12 protein-coding genes and 2 riboswitches are annotated in these 15,078 nt (G+C 67.8%); of the genes, 9 read left to right on the top strand and 3 right to left on the bottom strand.

The genetic code is table 11. The annotated features are described in order from the left end of the window. The first annotated feature begins 12 nt into the window (after positions 1-12). The 4 genes from GXW79_RS14345 to GXW79_RS14330 all read left to right on the top strand — a co-directional run bounded on the left by GXW79_RS14345 (position 13) and on the right by GXW79_RS14330 (position 5,715). Positions 13-282, top strand: coding sequence for a succinate dehydrogenase assembly factor 2 (locus tag GXW79_RS14345; protein ID WP_211875094.1), 270 nt, complete (start codon positions 13-15; stop codon positions 280-282). Next, the gene (gene mfd / locus GXW79_RS14340; protein ID WP_211875093.1) at positions 282-3,719 is read left to right on the top strand and encodes a transcription-repair coupling factor; all 3,438 of its coding nucleotides are present in this window, start codon (positions 282-284) and stop codon (positions 3,717-3,719) included. Before GXW79_RS14345 ends, mfd begins: the two co-directional genes overlap by 1 nt. A 102-nt stretch (positions 3,720-3,821) precedes the next feature. Next, positions 3,822-3,986: a hypothetical protein gene (locus GXW79_RS14335; protein ID WP_211875092.1), complete on the top strand. Its 165-nt coding sequence runs from the start codon at positions 3,822-3,824 to the stop codon at positions 3,984-3,986. A gap of 19 nt (positions 3,987-4,005) precedes the next feature. Next, positions 4,006-4,215: riboswitch (cobalamin riboswitch) on the top strand. Positions 4,216-4,320: 105 nt separating this feature from the next. Continuing rightward, complete coding sequence (locus GXW79_RS14330) at positions 4,321-5,715, top strand: BLUF domain-containing protein (protein WP_211875091.1); 1,395 nt, start codon at positions 4,321-4,323, stop codon at positions 5,713-5,715. Positions 5,716-5,718: 3 nt separating this feature from the next. Here GXW79_RS14330 and GXW79_RS14325 read toward each other — a convergent pair whose 3' ends face one another. Both GXW79_RS14325 and metE read right to left on the bottom strand, forming a co-directional pair. After that, a complete protein-coding gene (locus GXW79_RS14325) occupies positions 5,719-5,925 on the bottom strand; it encodes a hypothetical protein (RefSeq protein ID WP_211875090.1) in 207 nt (68 codons plus the stop codon). Positions 5,926-5,977: 52 nt separating this feature from the next. Next, positions 5,978-8,302, bottom strand: a complete 2,325-nt coding sequence (metE, locus tag GXW79_RS14320; protein WP_211875089.1) for a 5-methyltetrahydropteroyltriglutamate--homocysteine S-methyltransferase — start codon at positions 8,300-8,302, stop codon at positions 5,978-5,980. A gap of 105 nt (positions 8,303-8,407) precedes the next feature. Next, a riboswitch (cobalamin riboswitch) is annotated at positions 8,408-8,636 on the bottom strand. A gap of 589 nt (positions 8,637-9,225) precedes the next feature. Here metE and GXW79_RS14315 point away from each other — a divergent pair. The 5 genes from GXW79_RS14315 (at position 9,226) to GXW79_RS14295 (ending at position 14,091) form a co-directional block, all read left to right on the top strand. Further along, complete coding sequence (locus GXW79_RS14315; RefSeq protein WP_211875088.1) at positions 9,226-10,338, top strand: acyl-CoA dehydrogenase family protein; 1,113 nt, start codon at positions 9,226-9,228, stop codon at positions 10,336-10,338. 145 nt (positions 10,339-10,483) lie between these two features. After that, entirely contained in the window at positions 10,484-11,068 is a 585-nt protein-coding gene (locus GXW79_RS14310; protein ID WP_211875087.1) for a class I SAM-dependent DNA methyltransferase, read from the top strand. Beyond that, positions 10,962-12,137, top strand: a complete 1,176-nt coding sequence (locus GXW79_RS14305) for a glycosyltransferase (protein ID WP_367614912.1) — start codon at positions 10,962-10,964, stop codon at positions 12,135-12,137. The genes GXW79_RS14310 and GXW79_RS14305 overlap by 107 nt, the downstream gene beginning before the upstream one ends. Next, positions 12,134-13,105 (top strand): glycosyltransferase, encoded by a 972-nt coding sequence (locus tag GXW79_RS14300; protein WP_281414736.1) that lies wholly within the window; start codon positions 12,134-12,136, stop codon positions 13,103-13,105. The genes GXW79_RS14305 and GXW79_RS14300 overlap by 4 nt, the downstream gene beginning before the upstream one ends. Then, positions 13,102-14,091 (top strand): glycosyltransferase, encoded by a 990-nt coding sequence (locus tag GXW79_RS14295; RefSeq protein ID WP_211875085.1) that lies wholly within the window; start codon positions 13,102-13,104, stop codon positions 14,089-14,091. Before GXW79_RS14300 ends, GXW79_RS14295 begins: the two co-directional genes overlap by 4 nt. Positions 14,092-14,197: 106 nt before the next feature. Here the strand turns inward: GXW79_RS14295 and GXW79_RS14290 are convergent, their stop codons facing one another. Continuing rightward, positions 14,198-15,064 (bottom strand): glycosyltransferase family 2 protein, encoded by an 867-nt coding sequence (locus tag GXW79_RS14290; protein ID WP_211875084.1) that lies wholly within the window; start codon positions 15,062-15,064, stop codon positions 14,198-14,200. Positions 15,065-15,078 lie beyond the last annotated feature (14 nt).

Raw genomic sequence — 15,078 nt, 5'->3', positions numbered from 1 at the left:
GATTAGCCGAGCATGAGTGACACTGACGAGACCCGCCGCCGCCGCGTGCTGTTCCGCGCGCAGCATCGCGGCACCAAGGAGACCGACCTGATGGTCGGCGGTTTCGTCGCACGCCACATCGCGAGCTTCACGCCCGAGGAACTGACCCAGCTGGAAGACGTGATGGAACTTCTGGACGTGGACCTGGCCGATTGGCTGTCCGGCCGGCGCCCCATTCCCGCCGAATTCGAATCCGCGATGCTCCGCCGCATGGTGCATGACATCGCGGGGGCGGCGCGCTGATGCCATCGCTGGCCGTCCACGGCGCACCCGAGGGCTATGACGCGCTGCTGCTCGCGCGCCGGCGCGCCGAGTTCGACGGCCCCGTGGTGCACGCCTGCCGCGACGATGCGCGGATGGCGCGCATGGCCGATGCGCTGGCCTTCTTCGCGCCTGAGGTGGAGGTCATCCGCTTCCCCGCCTGGGATTGCCTGCCCTATGACCGCGTCTCCCCCAACCCCGAGATCGTGGCCGAGCGTGTAGCTGCGCTGACGCGCCTGCTCGAAGCGCCGAGTGGCCCGCGCATCCTGCTCACCACCGTCAATGCGCTGGTGCAGAAGGTGCCGCCGCGTAGCGCCTTCTCCGGTGCGACGATGAACATCCTGCCCGGCGCGCGGCTGAAGCCCGAGGATCTGGCGCGCTACCTCGAAGCCAATGGCTATGGCCGCACCGGCACCGTGATGGAACATGGCGAATTCGCCATCCGCGGCGGGATCTTCGATGTCTTCCCCGCCGGGCGCACCGAGCCCGTGCGCATCGATTTCTTCGGCGACGAGATCGAAAGCCTGCGCCGCTTCGACACCGGCACCCAGCGCAGCGGCGCCAAGGTAGAAAGCCTGATCCTGCGCCCCTCCGGCGAAGTCTTCCTCGACGAGGCGAGTGTCGCGAACTTCCGCGCCGCCTATCGCGAGGCCTTCGGCGCGGCCGCCGCCGAGGACCCGCTCTATGTCTCGGTCACCGCCGGTCGCCGCCATCCGGGGATGGAGCACTGGGCCGGCTTCTTCCACGCCACGATGGAGACACTGCTCGACTATGTCCCCGGAGCGAGCCTTTCGCTCGACCACCAGGCTGACGAGGTCTTCGCCGCACGTTTCGAGATGGTGGCCGACCACTACGGCGCCCGGCGCAATCCGGTGCGCGTGAACGAAGGCGAGGTCCCCTACCGCCCCGCGCCGCCTGCCCTGCTCTACCTCGACCGCGAAGCCTGGCGCGAGGCGTCCGACGACCTCCAGGTGATGCGCTTCTCACCCTTCACTGGCGAGGGCGGCATCGATGCCGGCGGCCGTACGGGCATGCTGTTCAGCGAGGCGCGCACCGCCGGCGAGAACATTTTCCACGCCTATGCCGAGCACGCGAACGCACAGATAAAGCTGCACCGCCGCCCGGTACTGGCGGCCTGGACGCGCGGCTCGCGCGACCGGCTCGGCAATTTGCTGCGCGAGAATGGCGTCGCCTCGGAACCGGCCGCCGACTGGGCCGCGGTGCAGGCGCTGAAGACCGGCACCGTGGCGCTCGTCGTGATGGGGCTCGAGCGCGGCTTCACGGCGCCGGGGCTATCGGTGACCGGCGAGCAGGATCTGCTGGGCGAGCGCATCGCCCGCCCCGCGCGCAAGAAGAAACGCGCCGACCAGTTCATCGCCGATGCGACCGAGATCGCCGAGGGCGACCTCGTCGTCCACCAAGACCACGGCATCGGTCGCTATGATGGCCTTGAAACCCTCTCCGTCGCCGAGGCCCCGCATGACTGCCTGCGCCTGGTCTACGACGGTGGCGACAAGCTCTTCGTCCCGGTCGAGAACATCGAGGTGCTGTCGCGCTTCGGCACCGAGGTCGCCGGCGTCACTCTCGACAAGCTCGGCGGCGTCGCGTGGCAGAACCGCAAGGCCAAGGCGCGCCAGCGCATCCAGGACATGGCCGGCGCGCTGATCCGCATCGCCGCTGAACGCCAGGCCCATGAGGGCGTGATGATCACGCCGCCCGAAGGCTCCTGGGATGAGTTCTGTTCGCGATTCCCCTTCGTCGAGACCGACGACCAGTCCCGCGCCATCGCCGACGTTCTGGAAGATTTTGCCTCTGGCCGCCCGATGGACCGGCTGGTCTGCGGCGATGTCGGTTTCGGCAAGACAGAAGTGGCGCTACGCGCCGCCTTCGCCGTCGCGATGACCGGCGCGCAGGTCGCGGTGGTGGTGCCAACCACGCTGCTCGCGCGCCAGCATCACCGCGTCTTCGGCGCCCGCTTCCAGGGGTTTCCGGTGCGTGTCGAACAGCTCTCGCGCATGGTCACCGCCAAGGACGCTCAGGCGGTGCGCGACGGGCTGAAGGATGGCTCGGTCAACATCGTCGTCGGCACCCACGCGCTGCTGGCGAAAAGCGTGGAGTTCGCCGATCTGGGCCTCGTCATCGTCGATGAGGAGCAGCATTTCGGCGTCGCGCACAAGGAGAAGCTGAAGCAGCTCAAGGCCGATGTGCATGTCCTCACGCTGACCGCCACCCCCATCCCGCGCACGCTGCAACTGGCACTCACCGGCGTGCGCGAGATGAGCATCATCGCGACCCCGCCGGTCGATCGCTTGGCCGTGCGCACCTTCATCATGCCCTGGGATTCGGTCGTGCTGCGCGAGGCCGTGCAGCGAGAACGCTTCCGCGGCGGCCAGATCTTCTGCGTCACCCCGCGCCTGGAGGACATGGCGCGCCTGTCCGAACGCCTGCGCGAGATCGTGCCCGAGGCTCGCATCATCGAAGCCCATGGCCGCCTCGCGCCCACCGAGCTAGAGCGCGTGATGACCGAGTTCGGCGACGGCAAGCACGACATCCTGCTCAGCACCAACATCGTCGAGTCCGGGTTGGACATGCCGGCGGTGAACACGCTGATCATCCATCGCGCGGACATGTTCGGCCTCGCGCAGCTGTATCAGCTGCGCGGCCGTGTGGGGCGCGGCAAGCAGCGCGGCTACGCCTATCTCACCTGGCCCGCCGCCCATAAGCTCTCCCCCGCCGCGCAGAAGCGCCTGGAGGTCATGCAGACGCTCGACAATCTCGGCGCCGGCTTCACCCTCGCCTCGCATGACCTCGACATCCGTGGCGCCGGCAACCTGCTTGGCGACGAGCAGAGCGGGCATATCCGCGAAGTCGGCATCGAGCTGTACCAGCAGATGCTGGAGGAAGCGGTGGCCGACCTCCGCGCCGGTGCGGGCAAGAAGCGCGCGGACCACAGCGGCGATTTCACGCCCAATATCGGCCTCGGCCTGCCGGTGCTGATCCCCGAGGATTACGTGCGCGAATTGCCGGTGCGCCTGGGACTGTATCGGCGCATCGGCGCGCTCGCGACCGATGGCGAGATCGACGCGATGGCGGCCGAACTCGCCGACCGTTTCGGGCCGCTGCCAGGGGAGGTGGAAAACCTGCTCCAGGTCGTCAGCATCAAGCGGCTGTGCCGTGAGGCGGGGGTGGAAAAGCTCGATGCAGGGCCGAAAGGCGTGGTGGTGACCTTCCGCGGCAACCGGTTTGCCAACCCCGGCGGGCTGGTCGCCTGGGTGCAGGGGCGGCGGGACGAGATCAAACTGCGCCCCGACCACAAGCTAGCCCTGCTGCGCGACATGGATGTGCCGGCGCGGGTGAAGGTGGCCCGCGAGTTGATGCAGGGGCTGGTGAAGCTCACGCGGCAGGCGAAGGCGGCGTAGCAACCGGCTTGCGTCGTCAAAAAGGCCTTCGCCTGGCCGACTGGCCCATGCCAACGTGGCAGCGTGGGTGCGGTGTTGCATCCGCCTTGCCCGCGGCCCTGCATGCAACAGACCCTGGCGATTACCGTCATCACCCTCGGCGTCGGCCTGTGTGTCGGTATGCTTCTGTGCCTCAACGGCATCGAGCATCCAGGCAAGGATGTTCCGCTACGCAAGCTGCGCGTTTCCAGAGCATTGGCTTTCGGACCTCAGCCTTGGAACCCTTGACATCTGACGATCTCACTTGCGAACGTGCCATCGCTATGGTGCCCTATGCGTAGCTATGCACGGGGCAAAGGGGAGTTAGGCCGAGTGTAGGCTTGGTTCGAAGCTGCTCCTGCACTGTGAGCGGTGAGGCGGCGTCCAAACGGTTCACCAGGGTTGATCGACCCCTTGGGAGGAGCTGGACGAAGTCGCTGCCGCGAACCGGGAGACCTGCCGTAGCAGAGAACGCCGGGCGGGGTGCTCCGGCAGGGTCGTAGAGGCGCAACGGCTTGCTGAAGTGCGCTGGCGATGTCCCTGCCCGCCCATGCACCGGAGACGGGAGGGAATGAGGTTGGCCATGGCACATCCGGCGGGCATCGAGGCCAGTACCGAGGAGCGACCCGGGATCAGCGCCATGCCGCTCGCGACTGTGGTCTATCGCAGCCGGTCCGTCGCGCCGCTGCCCGGCCCCGAGTTGCAGCACCTCATCCAGACTGCGCAGTCTCGCAACCACGCTGAGTCCATCACCGGCGTCATGCTCTATGACAAGACCCATTTCTTCCAGTGGCTCGAAGGTCCGCCCGAAGGTATCGAGCGGGTGATGCACTCGATCCACAACGATCCGCGGCATACCGATCTGGAGATCCTAGCCAGGCGCAGCGCGGTCGCCCGCAAATTCATCGGCTGGGACATGAAGCTGGCCGCGCCCGACGCCAACGCCCTGGACTGGCGGGACGATGTCATCGAACCCCCCGCCGACATCATCGAAAGCCTGCAGCGTCAGCCGGACGCGGCACCCAGCCTGCTGGTCAAGCTCATCCCGCTGCCGGTGGTCGCGGCGCAAACCGACGAACAGGCACACGCACCGATGCTGCGCGCGGCGCTGGGCCAGGCCCCGGCCGCGGTGCTGAAGACCGTGATCCTGAGCTCGGTCATCCCCATGCTTCTGCAGCGGGTGGGTGTGGGCGCCGCCGATGACGAGCGCTCGCCCGTCAATCCCCGCGCGGCCGAACTGGCCGAGCTTCTCCTCGCCTCGGACGAAGGGGCCGCACTCGACCTGATCCGCGAACTGCGCGGCAACCATGGCGATCCACGGCGCCTCTACGCGCCGGTGTTCGAACCGGCGGCGCGGCGCCTGGGCGACCTTTGGAATGACGACATCTGCACTGAGGTGGAGATCACGCTCGCCCTGTGCCGGCTGCAGACCGCGGTGCGGCTGCTGGGTGCCGATGCGCCGCCGGCGGTGCTTCAGCGCGGCCGGCCCAATGTCCTCGTCGCCCCGGTGCCCGGCGAACTGCATCACCTCGTGGCCGCGCTCGATTCCGAATGGCTCTGGAGCGCAGGTTGGGCGCCGCAGACGGAATACCCGGCGAACGACCGCGCCTTGCAGGAGCTGCTCTCTGCAAGCTGGATCGATGTGCTGGACCTGTCGCTCAGCGCCGCCTTCCGGCGTCCGGACTCCCTGCCGCAGCTGTCACGAAGCATCGCGCAGGCTCGCCGTGCCTCGCGCAACCCGGCGCTTCTGGTCGTCGTCGGCGGCCGCGCCTTTGTCGAGGATCAGACGGCCGGCGCGCATGTCGGCGCCGACCAGGCCAGCGCGACCGCAGCGGAGCTGGATCAGCGGATCATGCAGGGCATGTCGATCGAGGCCGCCCTCCATCGTGCTGCACGCCGCCAGGCCGATGCTCCCGAGACTGCGCCGAAGGGTCCCACATCCTTGGCTGGTGCACGCAAGCGCATGGCCTTGGCCTGATCCTCAGCACGGTGGGAGGGGTGATCGGCCCGGCCGGGACGATGCCCCCTGTTGCGCCAGGCAGGCGGCCAGCTTCTCGATCAGGCGCCAGGACTCCCCGGCCGTGACCGCCACGGTGCTGACAAAGCGCTGGACGTTGCGGCCTTCAAAGTCGAACACGCCGTGACGGCCATGCACCTCGACCCCATGGAGGAGCAAATGGTCGAGCATCGCCGCGTCTGGGCCCACGACGCGCGACCGGGGGTCGCGCGTCGCGGGGCGTTCAGGCGAGGGCGGCACGGGCGGCCTGCGCGGCGGCGACCATGTTCACCAGCGCCGCCTCGGTCTCGGGCCATTTGCGGGTCTTCAGGCCGCAATCTGGATTGACCCAGATCTGGTCGGGTGCGAGCCGCGTGCGTGCCACGCGCAGCAACTCCGTCATTTCCTCCACCGGCGGTACGCGCGGCGAGTGGATGTCGTACACGCCCGGCCCGATCTCGGCCGGGTAGCGGTAGTCGGCGAAGGCGCCGAGCAGCTCCATCTTCGAGCGAGCGGTCTCGATCGAGATCACATCGGCATCCATGTCGCCGATCGCGGCGATGATGTCGTTGAACTCCGAGTAGCACATGTGGGTGTGGATCTGGGTGCGGTCGGCCACGCCCGAGGCGGTCAGGCGGAAGCTCTCCACCGCCCAGGTCAGGTAGGTGTTCCAGTCGCCACGGCGCAGCGGCAGGCCCTCGCGCAGCGCCGCCTCATCAATCTGGATGATCCTGGCACCGGCCTGCTCCAGATCCACCACCTCGTCGCGGATGGCGAGCGCGGTCTGCCTGCAGGCCAGCGCGCGGGGGATGTCGTCGCGCACGAACGACCAGTTGAGGATGGTGACCGGGCCGGTGAGCATGCCCTTCATCGGCCTGGCGGTCAGCGATTGTGCATAGGACCACCAGGCAACCGTCATGGGCTTGGGCCGGGACACGTCGCCGAACAGGATCGGCGGGCGCACACAGCGCGAACCGTAGGACTGCACCCAGCCATGTCTGGTGAAGGCGAAGCCCGCCAGCTGCTCGCCGAAATACTGCACCATGTCGTTGCGCTCGAACTCGCCATGCACCAGCACGTCGAGGCCGATCTGCTCCTGCCAGCGCACCGTCCGCGCCGTCTCCTCGCGCAGGAAGCTCTCGTACTCGGCGTCCGACAGTGTGCCCTTGCCATGGGCCGCGCGCGCCTTGCGCACGTCCTCGGTCTGCGGGAAGGAGCCGATGGTGGTGGTCGGGAAGGCCGACAGGCCAAGCTGCTCGGCCTGCTGGCGGCGCCGCTCGGGGAAGGAAGCGTGGCGCCGCGTCATCGCCGCCGTCACCTGCGCCAGCCGCGTGGCGACCGCCTGGTCGTGGATCTTGGGCGAGGTTCTTCGTGACGTCGCGGCGGTGGACGATGCCGCAAGCGCCTCGGCTACAGCGCTGCGGCCTTCGTTCAGGGCGCGTGCGAGCGTGACCAGCTCCTCGATCTTCTGCACGGCGAAGGCGAGCCAGCTGCGGACATCCGCATCGAGTGCGTTCTCCTGCGCCAGGTCGATCGGCGTGTGCAGCAGCGAACAGGAGGGGGCGAGCACGATCGCTCGGCCGCTCTTGGCCACCGGATCCAGCCGGGCGAGGATGGCGTCGAGGTCGGCGCGCCAGACATTGCGGCCGTCGATGATGCCGAGCGACAGCACGAGGCCGGGCGGCGCCTTGGCCAGCACATCGCCGAGCTGTGCCGGCGCCCGCACCAGGTCCAGATGCAGGCCGGCGACCGGCAGGACGAGGGCGGTGTCGAGATTGTCGCCCAGCGCGCCGAAATAGGTGGTCAGCATCAGCTTGATGCCCGTCGCGGCCGCGGCCAGCGCCGCATAGGCCTCGGCCAGCAGCGCCCGGTCTTCGGCGGCGAGGTCCAGCACCAGGCAGGGCTCGTCGATCTGCACCCAGGTCGCGCCGGCGGCGGCCAGGCGGTTGAGCACCTCGACGTAGACCGGCAGCAGGGCGCGCAGCAGCTCTTGCCGGTGCAGCCCTTCGGTTTGGCTCTTGCCGAGCTTGAGGAAGGTAACCGGGCCGAGCAGCACGGGGCGCGTCAAAACACCCTGCGCCCTGGCTTCGAGATACTCATCGATGACCTTGGTGGAGCTGAGCGCGAAGGCCTGTCCGGCCGCGAATTCGGGCACGAGGTAGTGGTAGTTGGTGTCGAACCACTTTGTCATCTCGGCCGCGGGCACGTCCACGGCCTTGTGTGTGCAGCCCTGGCCACATTCGTCCTGCGCGTCACCCTGGGCGCCGCGCGCCATGGCGAAATAGATATCGAGATCGACGCTGCCGCCGGCCCAGCCATAGATCGCCGGGATGGCGCCGACCATGGCGGAGGTGTCCAGCACGTGGTCGTAGAGGGAGAAGTCATTGCTCGGCACATGATCGACGCCGAGGGCGACCTGGCGCGCCCAGCTCTTGGCGCGCAGCTCGGCGGCGGTGGCGAGCAGCGCAGCGCGGTCCGACTTGCCGGACCAGTAGCGCTCCAGCGCCACCTTCAGCTCGCGGCGCGGGCCGATGCGGGGAAATCCGAGGGTTGCGACGGTGACGGTCATCGATCTGCCTTTGCTGCTGGCAGAGGCACAGCCGGGCGCAACTCCACGCGCGGCGGCTGATCCCGTCGCGGGCGAAACCTGCGACCTGACCGGGCACCCCGCCGGAGGACGTTATGTGTCGGGGCAGGTCTCCTGGCTCACGGGTCAGCGCCTGTGTCCTGGCCTTCCCGGTGCGTCCCGATGGATCGGGGGTGGCATCAGTGGCGCGTGTCGGACTTCGGCTCACCGCTCACAGTTGCGGGGGCAGCTTCGGGCTCGGCGTTGCCGCCCCACCGAATTCCCTCTTAGCCCCCGGCCAAACCCGACCAGGGGAACCTCGACGAGCCTGTCTGGACCAGCGGCACATCTACGTCAAGTAACATAAAGATATATTTATATCCGCAAATCATTTCGTCGGCCGGCCCGCTTACGGCTCCGGGGCCGGGCACCTCGTCCGAAGCATGACGTCGTCGACCCGCGCCGGCACCGACGTGACTGCAACACGCAAGAGCAGGCGACCTCCTGCGCTGGCCCACAAGTGGCATTCACCGCGTATCGCTTTGAATTGGCGAACCGCCTGACTTAAACCTCGCGGCGCGGCGCGATGTGCGAGGGCTACGAACGTGACGCCGCAGGAAACGCGGGTGGCCAAGTTCGCAGCCGATGGAAGGCCGTTGCTGTGTCGCCAGATCGGGCATGCGAAGCTGCTGGAGCGCAGGGTTCTCGCATCCTCTCGATCGACGTCCCGAAGTAGCTGCGGAACATGTCGCGTCAGGGTCTACGTAAAACTGGTCTTCGCCGCGGAATCATCGCCCAAAAGGGCTCCTGCTGACCTTCATTTCGCATCGCAGAGTTCACTTCCGCCTGAAACAAGGCCGACGCTATCGGCCTCGAGCTGCAGCGCAGATCTTGCAACCTTTGTGTTTGCAACGCGTCTGCACCGCATGGACACCAACCAGGCATCACGATCGCAATTGGAACGCCTTCGCGATGTTCTTCCGACGATCGCTCAGCGGGCTACAGCGTTGGATTCGAAACCCGGGCTGCCCGCGAAAGACATCGAGGATTTGGCGGCCGCAGGGCTGCTGGTAGCCCCTTTTCCGCCGTCACTTGGTGGCAGCGGTTGGTCGGGTGCCGCGGGCTTTGATGCCCTGCGCCTGCTTGGTCGGACGAACCTGTCGCTCGGGCGTCTGTATGAAGGCCACGTCAATGCCATCCGCCTGATCCTGCGCCACGGCACGTCGGACCAGCAGGAGGGGGCGTCGGTCGCCGCATTGGACGGGCGTCTTTTTGGCGTCTGGAACACCGAATCGCCTTCGCTCAGCCTGCGGTTGCGGGATCGCATACTGCGCGGAGGAAAGGTTCTCTGCTCTGGGGCAGGACTTGTTGAGCGGGCGCTCGTAACGGCGCGCTGGTCTGAAGCGGACGGAGAGGGGCAGCAGATGGTGCTGGTTCCACTTCCCCTTTCCACCCCACGCGCGGATCTTTCCGCCTGGACGCCGACAGGCATGCGGGCATCGGCCACCGGCAGCGTCGATTTGGAAGGCGTTGCGGTTACGCCCGACATGATGATCGGCGCTCGCGATGCCTATCAGACGCAGCCCGATTTCTCGACCGGAGCCTGGCGGTTCCTGGCTGTCCACCTGGGTGCGCTCGAAGAAGTGGCCGAGTTGCTGCGTAGCCATCTTACCCGCACGCAGCGCGGTGGCGATCCGCATCAGGCCGCGCGCCTGGGCAACGCCATCGCGGCCGCCGAGACGGCGCGGCTGTGGGTTCAGTCCGCCGCGGCGTTGACCGAGCAGGACGGCGCCGATCCGGACCACGTCATCGCGTACGTCGATTTGGCACGGGGCGTGGTCGAGCGGGCCGCGCTGGACGTCATGGAGCTTGCCAACCGTTCGGTCGGCCTGCAGGCGTTCATGCAGCCGAACCCACTGGAGCGGCTGGTACGTGACCTTTCCACCTACTTGCGCCAGCCCGGCCCTGATCATGCGCTGGTGCGTGGCGCCGCGGCGGCTCTTCGGTCTCGGAACAGGGTTGGCGAGATGTGGCAGTGACTGCGTCCGGACGTTTGCGGAACGCGGAAGTGCGGGTCCTGGTCCGACACTGTGGCCCGATGCCCGGTACGAAGGAGGTGGTGCAGCCATGGAGACTGGACGTGCTGTGTCGTCCGTTCCTGGGGCACCTTGAGGACGCGGCGTGATGGAATCGCTCCCAGCCATCTTTTTCGAAGATTTCTACAGGAAGCAGGGCGAGGACCCCTGGGGATTCGCCCGACACGAATACGAGCAGAATAAGTATGCAGCGACCCTGGCCGCCCTGCCCCGCGCTCGCTACGCGAATGCCTTCGAGGTCGGCTGTTCGATCGGTGTGCTGACGCGACAGGTGGCCGAGCGCTGTGACCGCCTGCTCGCGATCGATGCTGTCGAGGCACCATTACCGGCTGCCCGCGCCCGCACCGCCGACGCGCCCTGGGTGTCGGTGCGCCGTGGGCGCATCCCCGAAGACTGGCCCACGGACGCGACGTTCGACCTGATCATCCTGTCGGAAGTTCTGTATTACTTCAGCCCGGCCGACATCGAAATCATCGCGGCACGTGTCCTCGCGTCGCTCGCACCCGGTGGCGATGTGGTGCTGGTTCACTGGTTGCCAGTGTGCAATCCGCCCTATTCGCAAACTGGTGACGCAGCCGTCGAAGGCTTCCTCGCGGCAGCCGGCGCGGCGCTGCAACCGATATCTGCGCGCCGCGAGGAACTCTATCGCATGGATGTGGTGCGACATGCGTGATGGCCTGAAGATCGCGATTATCGGACATCTGAAATACCCGATTGCGCAGCCCTTCGCCGGCGGCCTCGAGATGCACACGCACCTGCTGGCGCGGCACTTGATCGCCAGGGGTCACGACGTGACGCTGTTTGCCGCCGAGGGGTCCGACCCTGCCCTGGCACCCGTCTGCGTCTGCGAGCCTACGGGCATACCCTCGGACACCGTGAGCCAAGCGAGCATCGCGGACACCGAACATCGCGCCTATGCGGAGATCATCGGCTCGATCGCTACCGGCGGCTTTGACGTGGTGCACAACAACAGCCTGCATTACCTGCCGCTGATCGAGGCCCATCGCATCGCGGCGCCGATGGTGACCATGTTTCACACGCCGCCGTTTCCGGAACTCGTGCACGGCGTGGTCGAGCGAGGCCGTCGCGATATCCAGTTCTTCGGGGTGTCGGAGAAAGTCCGCGCCATGTGGCGCAAGGTCATCGCGGTTGACGGCGTGATCATGAACGGGATCGAGCTTGACCTGTTCACCGCCCATCTGGAGGCGCCGCGCGTTCCCGTGGCACTGTGGTATGGGCGCCTCGTGCCCGAGAAGGGCGCGCATCTCGCCATCGCCGCCGCGCGGCTTGCAAAGATGCCATTGCGCCTTGTGGGTCCGCGGAACGACGCTGTGTATTGGCGCGACGTCATTGCACCGGAACTCGGCCCTGACATCACCTATCTCGGCCACCTCGATCACGCCGATCTGGCGGCCGAGATCGCCCAAGCCTCTGTCGCGGTGATCACGCCGCGCTTCGAGGAACCCTATGGTCTGGTGGTGGCCGAGGCGCTGGCCTGCGGCACGCCGGTCGCCGGGTTTGCCCGCGGTGCCTTGCCGGAACTGCTCGATGACGCGACGGGTCGGCTGGTGCCGCCCGACGATGTCGAAGCGCTGGCGAAAGCGCTCCCTCAGGCGGTGGTCTTGTCCCGCGCGGCTTGCCGGCGCCGGGCAGAATTGCTTTGCGACGCGCGGGTGATGATGGACGGCTATGAGGCATTGTACCGGCAACTTCTGGCGCCTTACGCCATCGCGGCCGAATGAGGCCGTGCATCGTGTGCGTCCCGGCCCGTGACGAGGCGGCGTCCTTGCCGGCGCTGCTCGCCGCGCTGGAGCGCCAGGCGATTGATGGTCCGCTGCGGGTCCTGGTGCTCGCCAACAACTGCTCCGACGGCACCGCCGATGTGGCCCGGAAGGCAGCCCGCCGGATCGCATTGCGGGTTGAAGAGGTCACGTTGGCGAGCGAACGCGCCAATGCCGGAACAGCCCGGAGCCTTGCGATGAACGCCGGCGTGGAGTGGCTACGAGAGGATGGCTATGCGGACGCGGTGCTGATCAGCACCGATGCCGACACCGTGCCTCCGCCGCACTGGATTGCGGCAAGCCTGCGCGCCATCGAGGCGGGCTGCGACGCAGTCGGAGGCGAGATCCGCCTGCCCGACGCTCCGGTGCCGGATTGGCTGCGCCTGACCCGCGCACGCGTTGCACGATACTGGTCCGCGGTGCGGCGATTGGCGGAGTCGATCGACCCGGTGCCGCACGACCCATGGCCGCGGCACGGTGATCACACCGGCGCCAGTCTGGCATTGACCCTTTCAGCATATGTGGCCGCCGGCGGCGTGCCGCCGATTCCCACCGGCGAGGACAACGCGCTCGTGGCGGCCGTCGAGCGGTGCGGGGGTCGAGTGCGGCACGACCCAGATGTCTGGACGGCAGTTTCGGTTCGCGAGGACGGGCGTGCAGCCGGCGGGATGGCCACGGAGATGCGCCGGTGGCGGATGATCGCAGAGACCGGGGCGTCACACCTCGTCCCGGACGCCGGCCACTGGCAGTCCGTGCTGGGCCGGCGGCGTGCGCTGCGGGTCGCCTATGCCGCCGACCCGGGCCTGGCGCCGGATTGCGTCAACGATATCGCCTATGTTGCGCGCATTGAGCCGACATTGCCTGCGCTGTTGGTCAGGGAACAGGAGATCGGGGCTGCGACTGCGACGCTGGAGTCCCTCGTCGCATGAGGCCCATCGGCTACTACGTGCATCACCACGGCGCAGGTCACTGGCAGCGCGCCGCGGCGCTGGCGGCCCGGTTGCGGCATCCTTGCGTGCTCCTCGGCACCGCGCCTGGGGTCGCGTCATGTCCGGTCGTCGAGTTGCCCGATGATGCAGGCGGCCACGGCACGGCACCGGGGCTCCACTACGCCCCGATCGACCATGCTGGGCTCCGCGCCCGCACCGCCCGCATCGCCGGCTGGATCGCCGAGGTCCGCCCGGCACTCATGGTGGTGGACGTCTCGGTCGAGGTCGCGATGTTGGCGCGGCTCTGCTCCACACCGGTGCTGTATGTGCGCCTGGCGGGAAAGCGCGATGATCCGCCCCACCTCGCGGCCTTCGGTGCGGCGAGAGCCCTTCTGGCGCCCTATCCCGCGGCAATCGAGGCGACTGATACGCCGAGCTGGGTTCGGCATCGGACGTTCCATGCCGGCTTCCTGACAGCGTCCTCGGCCAGGTCTCGGCCGGGCAAGCATATCGCCGTGGTCTTCGGCCGCGGCGGATCGGGGGGCGACCGCGAGGCGCTGATCGCCGCCGCAAGCGCGGTGCCCGAGCGGCAATGGAACGTGCTGGGTCCTGTCTCCCCCGGCGCTTCCCGCCTCCCGGACAACCTGGCCTTGCTGGGCTGGCGCGATGACGTGGTGGAGATTCTGGCCGGCGCGGCGGTGGTGGTCGGTGGCGGCGGCGACGGGCTCCTGGCCGAGGTGGCCGCCTTGGGCAAACGCTTCATCTGCCTGCCTGAGCCAAGGCCATTCGACGAACAGGTTGCCAAGGCTGAGCGCCTCGCCGAACTCGGCGCTGCCATTTGCCGCACGTCCTGGCCGCAGGCAGATTCCTGGCCGGCGCTGCTGGACGAAGCCTTCGCGCTGGATCCGACGCGGATTGCCGCCCTGCACGACCCGCAGGCCCTCACCCGCGCGGCGGCCTTCATCGATGATGCCGCGCAAGCCTAAGAGAGCTTCGGCAGCGTTGCCGGCGGCCTGTTCGCAGCGCTGGCTTCGCAGAAATGGCCTCGATACCGCGCACGAGACGCGGGCCGTCCCGACCGGTCGAGCGGCGCTAGAAGCAGCGTTCGGGCGGGCAGGCCGAGGCCGCGATCTCCGCCTGCGTGGGCATGCGAAGTACGTGCAGGGCCGACGCGTCCGACGGCGCCGTGATCAGGCCCATCCGCGCGAACGCATCCAGCCATCCATCCATCGGCCAGATGCCATGCAGCTGCCTGAAGCGATTGGCGTTGGCGACGATGTCGGCAAAGTGGTGCAGCGGAGGATCATGGATCGCGTGGTACTGGTGAAAGGCCTTGGCGCTCCCGGCGAAGAGCAGCGGAACTCCGGTCGCGCGCGCGCGGAAGGCGAAGTCGGTGTCCTCGGCGCCGTATCCCGAAAAGGCCTCGTCGAAGCCGCCGAGCCGGTCAAAGCTGGCTTTCCGCATGCCAAACGCCAACGACCAGAACAGACCCGCATTCGATTCTGCACGCAGGCCGGCAGGAGGAAATTCGCGGACGGGATGGCGCATGCCTCGCTCCAGCATGGCGGACTCGTCCAGCCCTTGATCTCTCGCCGAAAGGTACAGCACCTCGCAGCAGATGAGCGCATCGGCGGTCGCGATGTCCTCCGCAAGGGCGGCGACAAGCTCTCGAGACGGGATGCAATCGACATCGAGAAAGATGAGATCGGGCGTGGCCGCGATGCGCGCCGCCATGTTGCGTGCCGCCGCCAGTGGCAGCCCGTCAGACGGCATATGATGCAGAACAACCGGGAAGGGCAGATCCGGCAGGGTAAGCGCATGCCGGCCCATATCGACCACGACACAGCGGTCGGGCAGACGCGTGCCGCGCGCAAGGCCCGCCAGCAGATTGCGCAGATGCCCCTCGCGCCCCTTGACCAGGGTGCAAACGCCTACCCTTGACCTATCGTGTGACGTCATCCGGCAGGAGTGCT

Origin of the sequence: Plastoroseomonas arctica (assembly GCF_018128965.1) — a bacterium.
GTDB lineage: Bacteria > Pseudomonadota > Alphaproteobacteria > Acetobacterales > Acetobacteraceae > Plastoroseomonas > Plastoroseomonas arctica.
The sequence above is the reverse complement of the archived record's forward strand: the minus strand, read 5'-3'. Positions and strand labels throughout refer to the sequence as shown.

What these genes read in the sequence shown, in the direction of transcription:
- GXW79_RS14345 (WP_211875094.1), top strand. Translation starts at nt 13, where the DNA reads ATGAGTGACACTGACGAGACCCGCCGCCGCCGCGTGCTGTTCCGCGCG.
- mfd (WP_211875093.1), top strand. Translation starts at nt 282, where the DNA reads ATGCCATCGCTGGCCGTCCACGGCGCACCCGAGGGCTATGACGCGCTG.
- GXW79_RS14335 (WP_211875092.1), top strand. Translation starts at nt 3,822, where the DNA reads ATGCAACAGACCCTGGCGATTACCGTCATCACCCTCGGCGTCGGCCTG.
- GXW79_RS14330 (WP_211875091.1), top strand. Translation starts at nt 4,321, where the DNA reads ATGGCACATCCGGCGGGCATCGAGGCCAGTACCGAGGAGCGACCCGGG.
- GXW79_RS14325 (WP_211875090.1), bottom strand. Translation starts at nt 5,925, where the DNA reads ATGCTCGACCATTTGCTCCTCCATGGGGTCGAGGTGCATGGCCGTCAC.
- metE (WP_211875089.1), bottom strand. Translation starts at nt 8,302, where the DNA reads ATGACCGTCACCGTCGCAACCCTCGGATTTCCCCGCATCGGCCCGCGC.
- GXW79_RS14315 (WP_211875088.1), top strand. Translation starts at nt 9,226, where the DNA reads ATGGACACCAACCAGGCATCACGATCGCAATTGGAACGCCTTCGCGAT.
- GXW79_RS14310 (WP_211875087.1), top strand. Translation starts at nt 10,484, where the DNA reads ATGGAATCGCTCCCAGCCATCTTTTTCGAAGATTTCTACAGGAAGCAG.
- GXW79_RS14300 (WP_281414736.1), top strand. Translation starts at nt 12,134, where the DNA reads ATGAGGCCGTGCATCGTGTGCGTCCCGGCCCGTGACGAGGCGGCGTCC.
- GXW79_RS14295 (WP_211875085.1), top strand. Translation starts at nt 13,102, where the DNA reads ATGAGGCCCATCGGCTACTACGTGCATCACCACGGCGCAGGTCACTGG.
- GXW79_RS14290 (WP_211875084.1), bottom strand. Translation starts at nt 15,064, where the DNA reads ATGACGTCACACGATAGGTCAAGGGTAGGCGTTTGCACCCTGGTCAAG.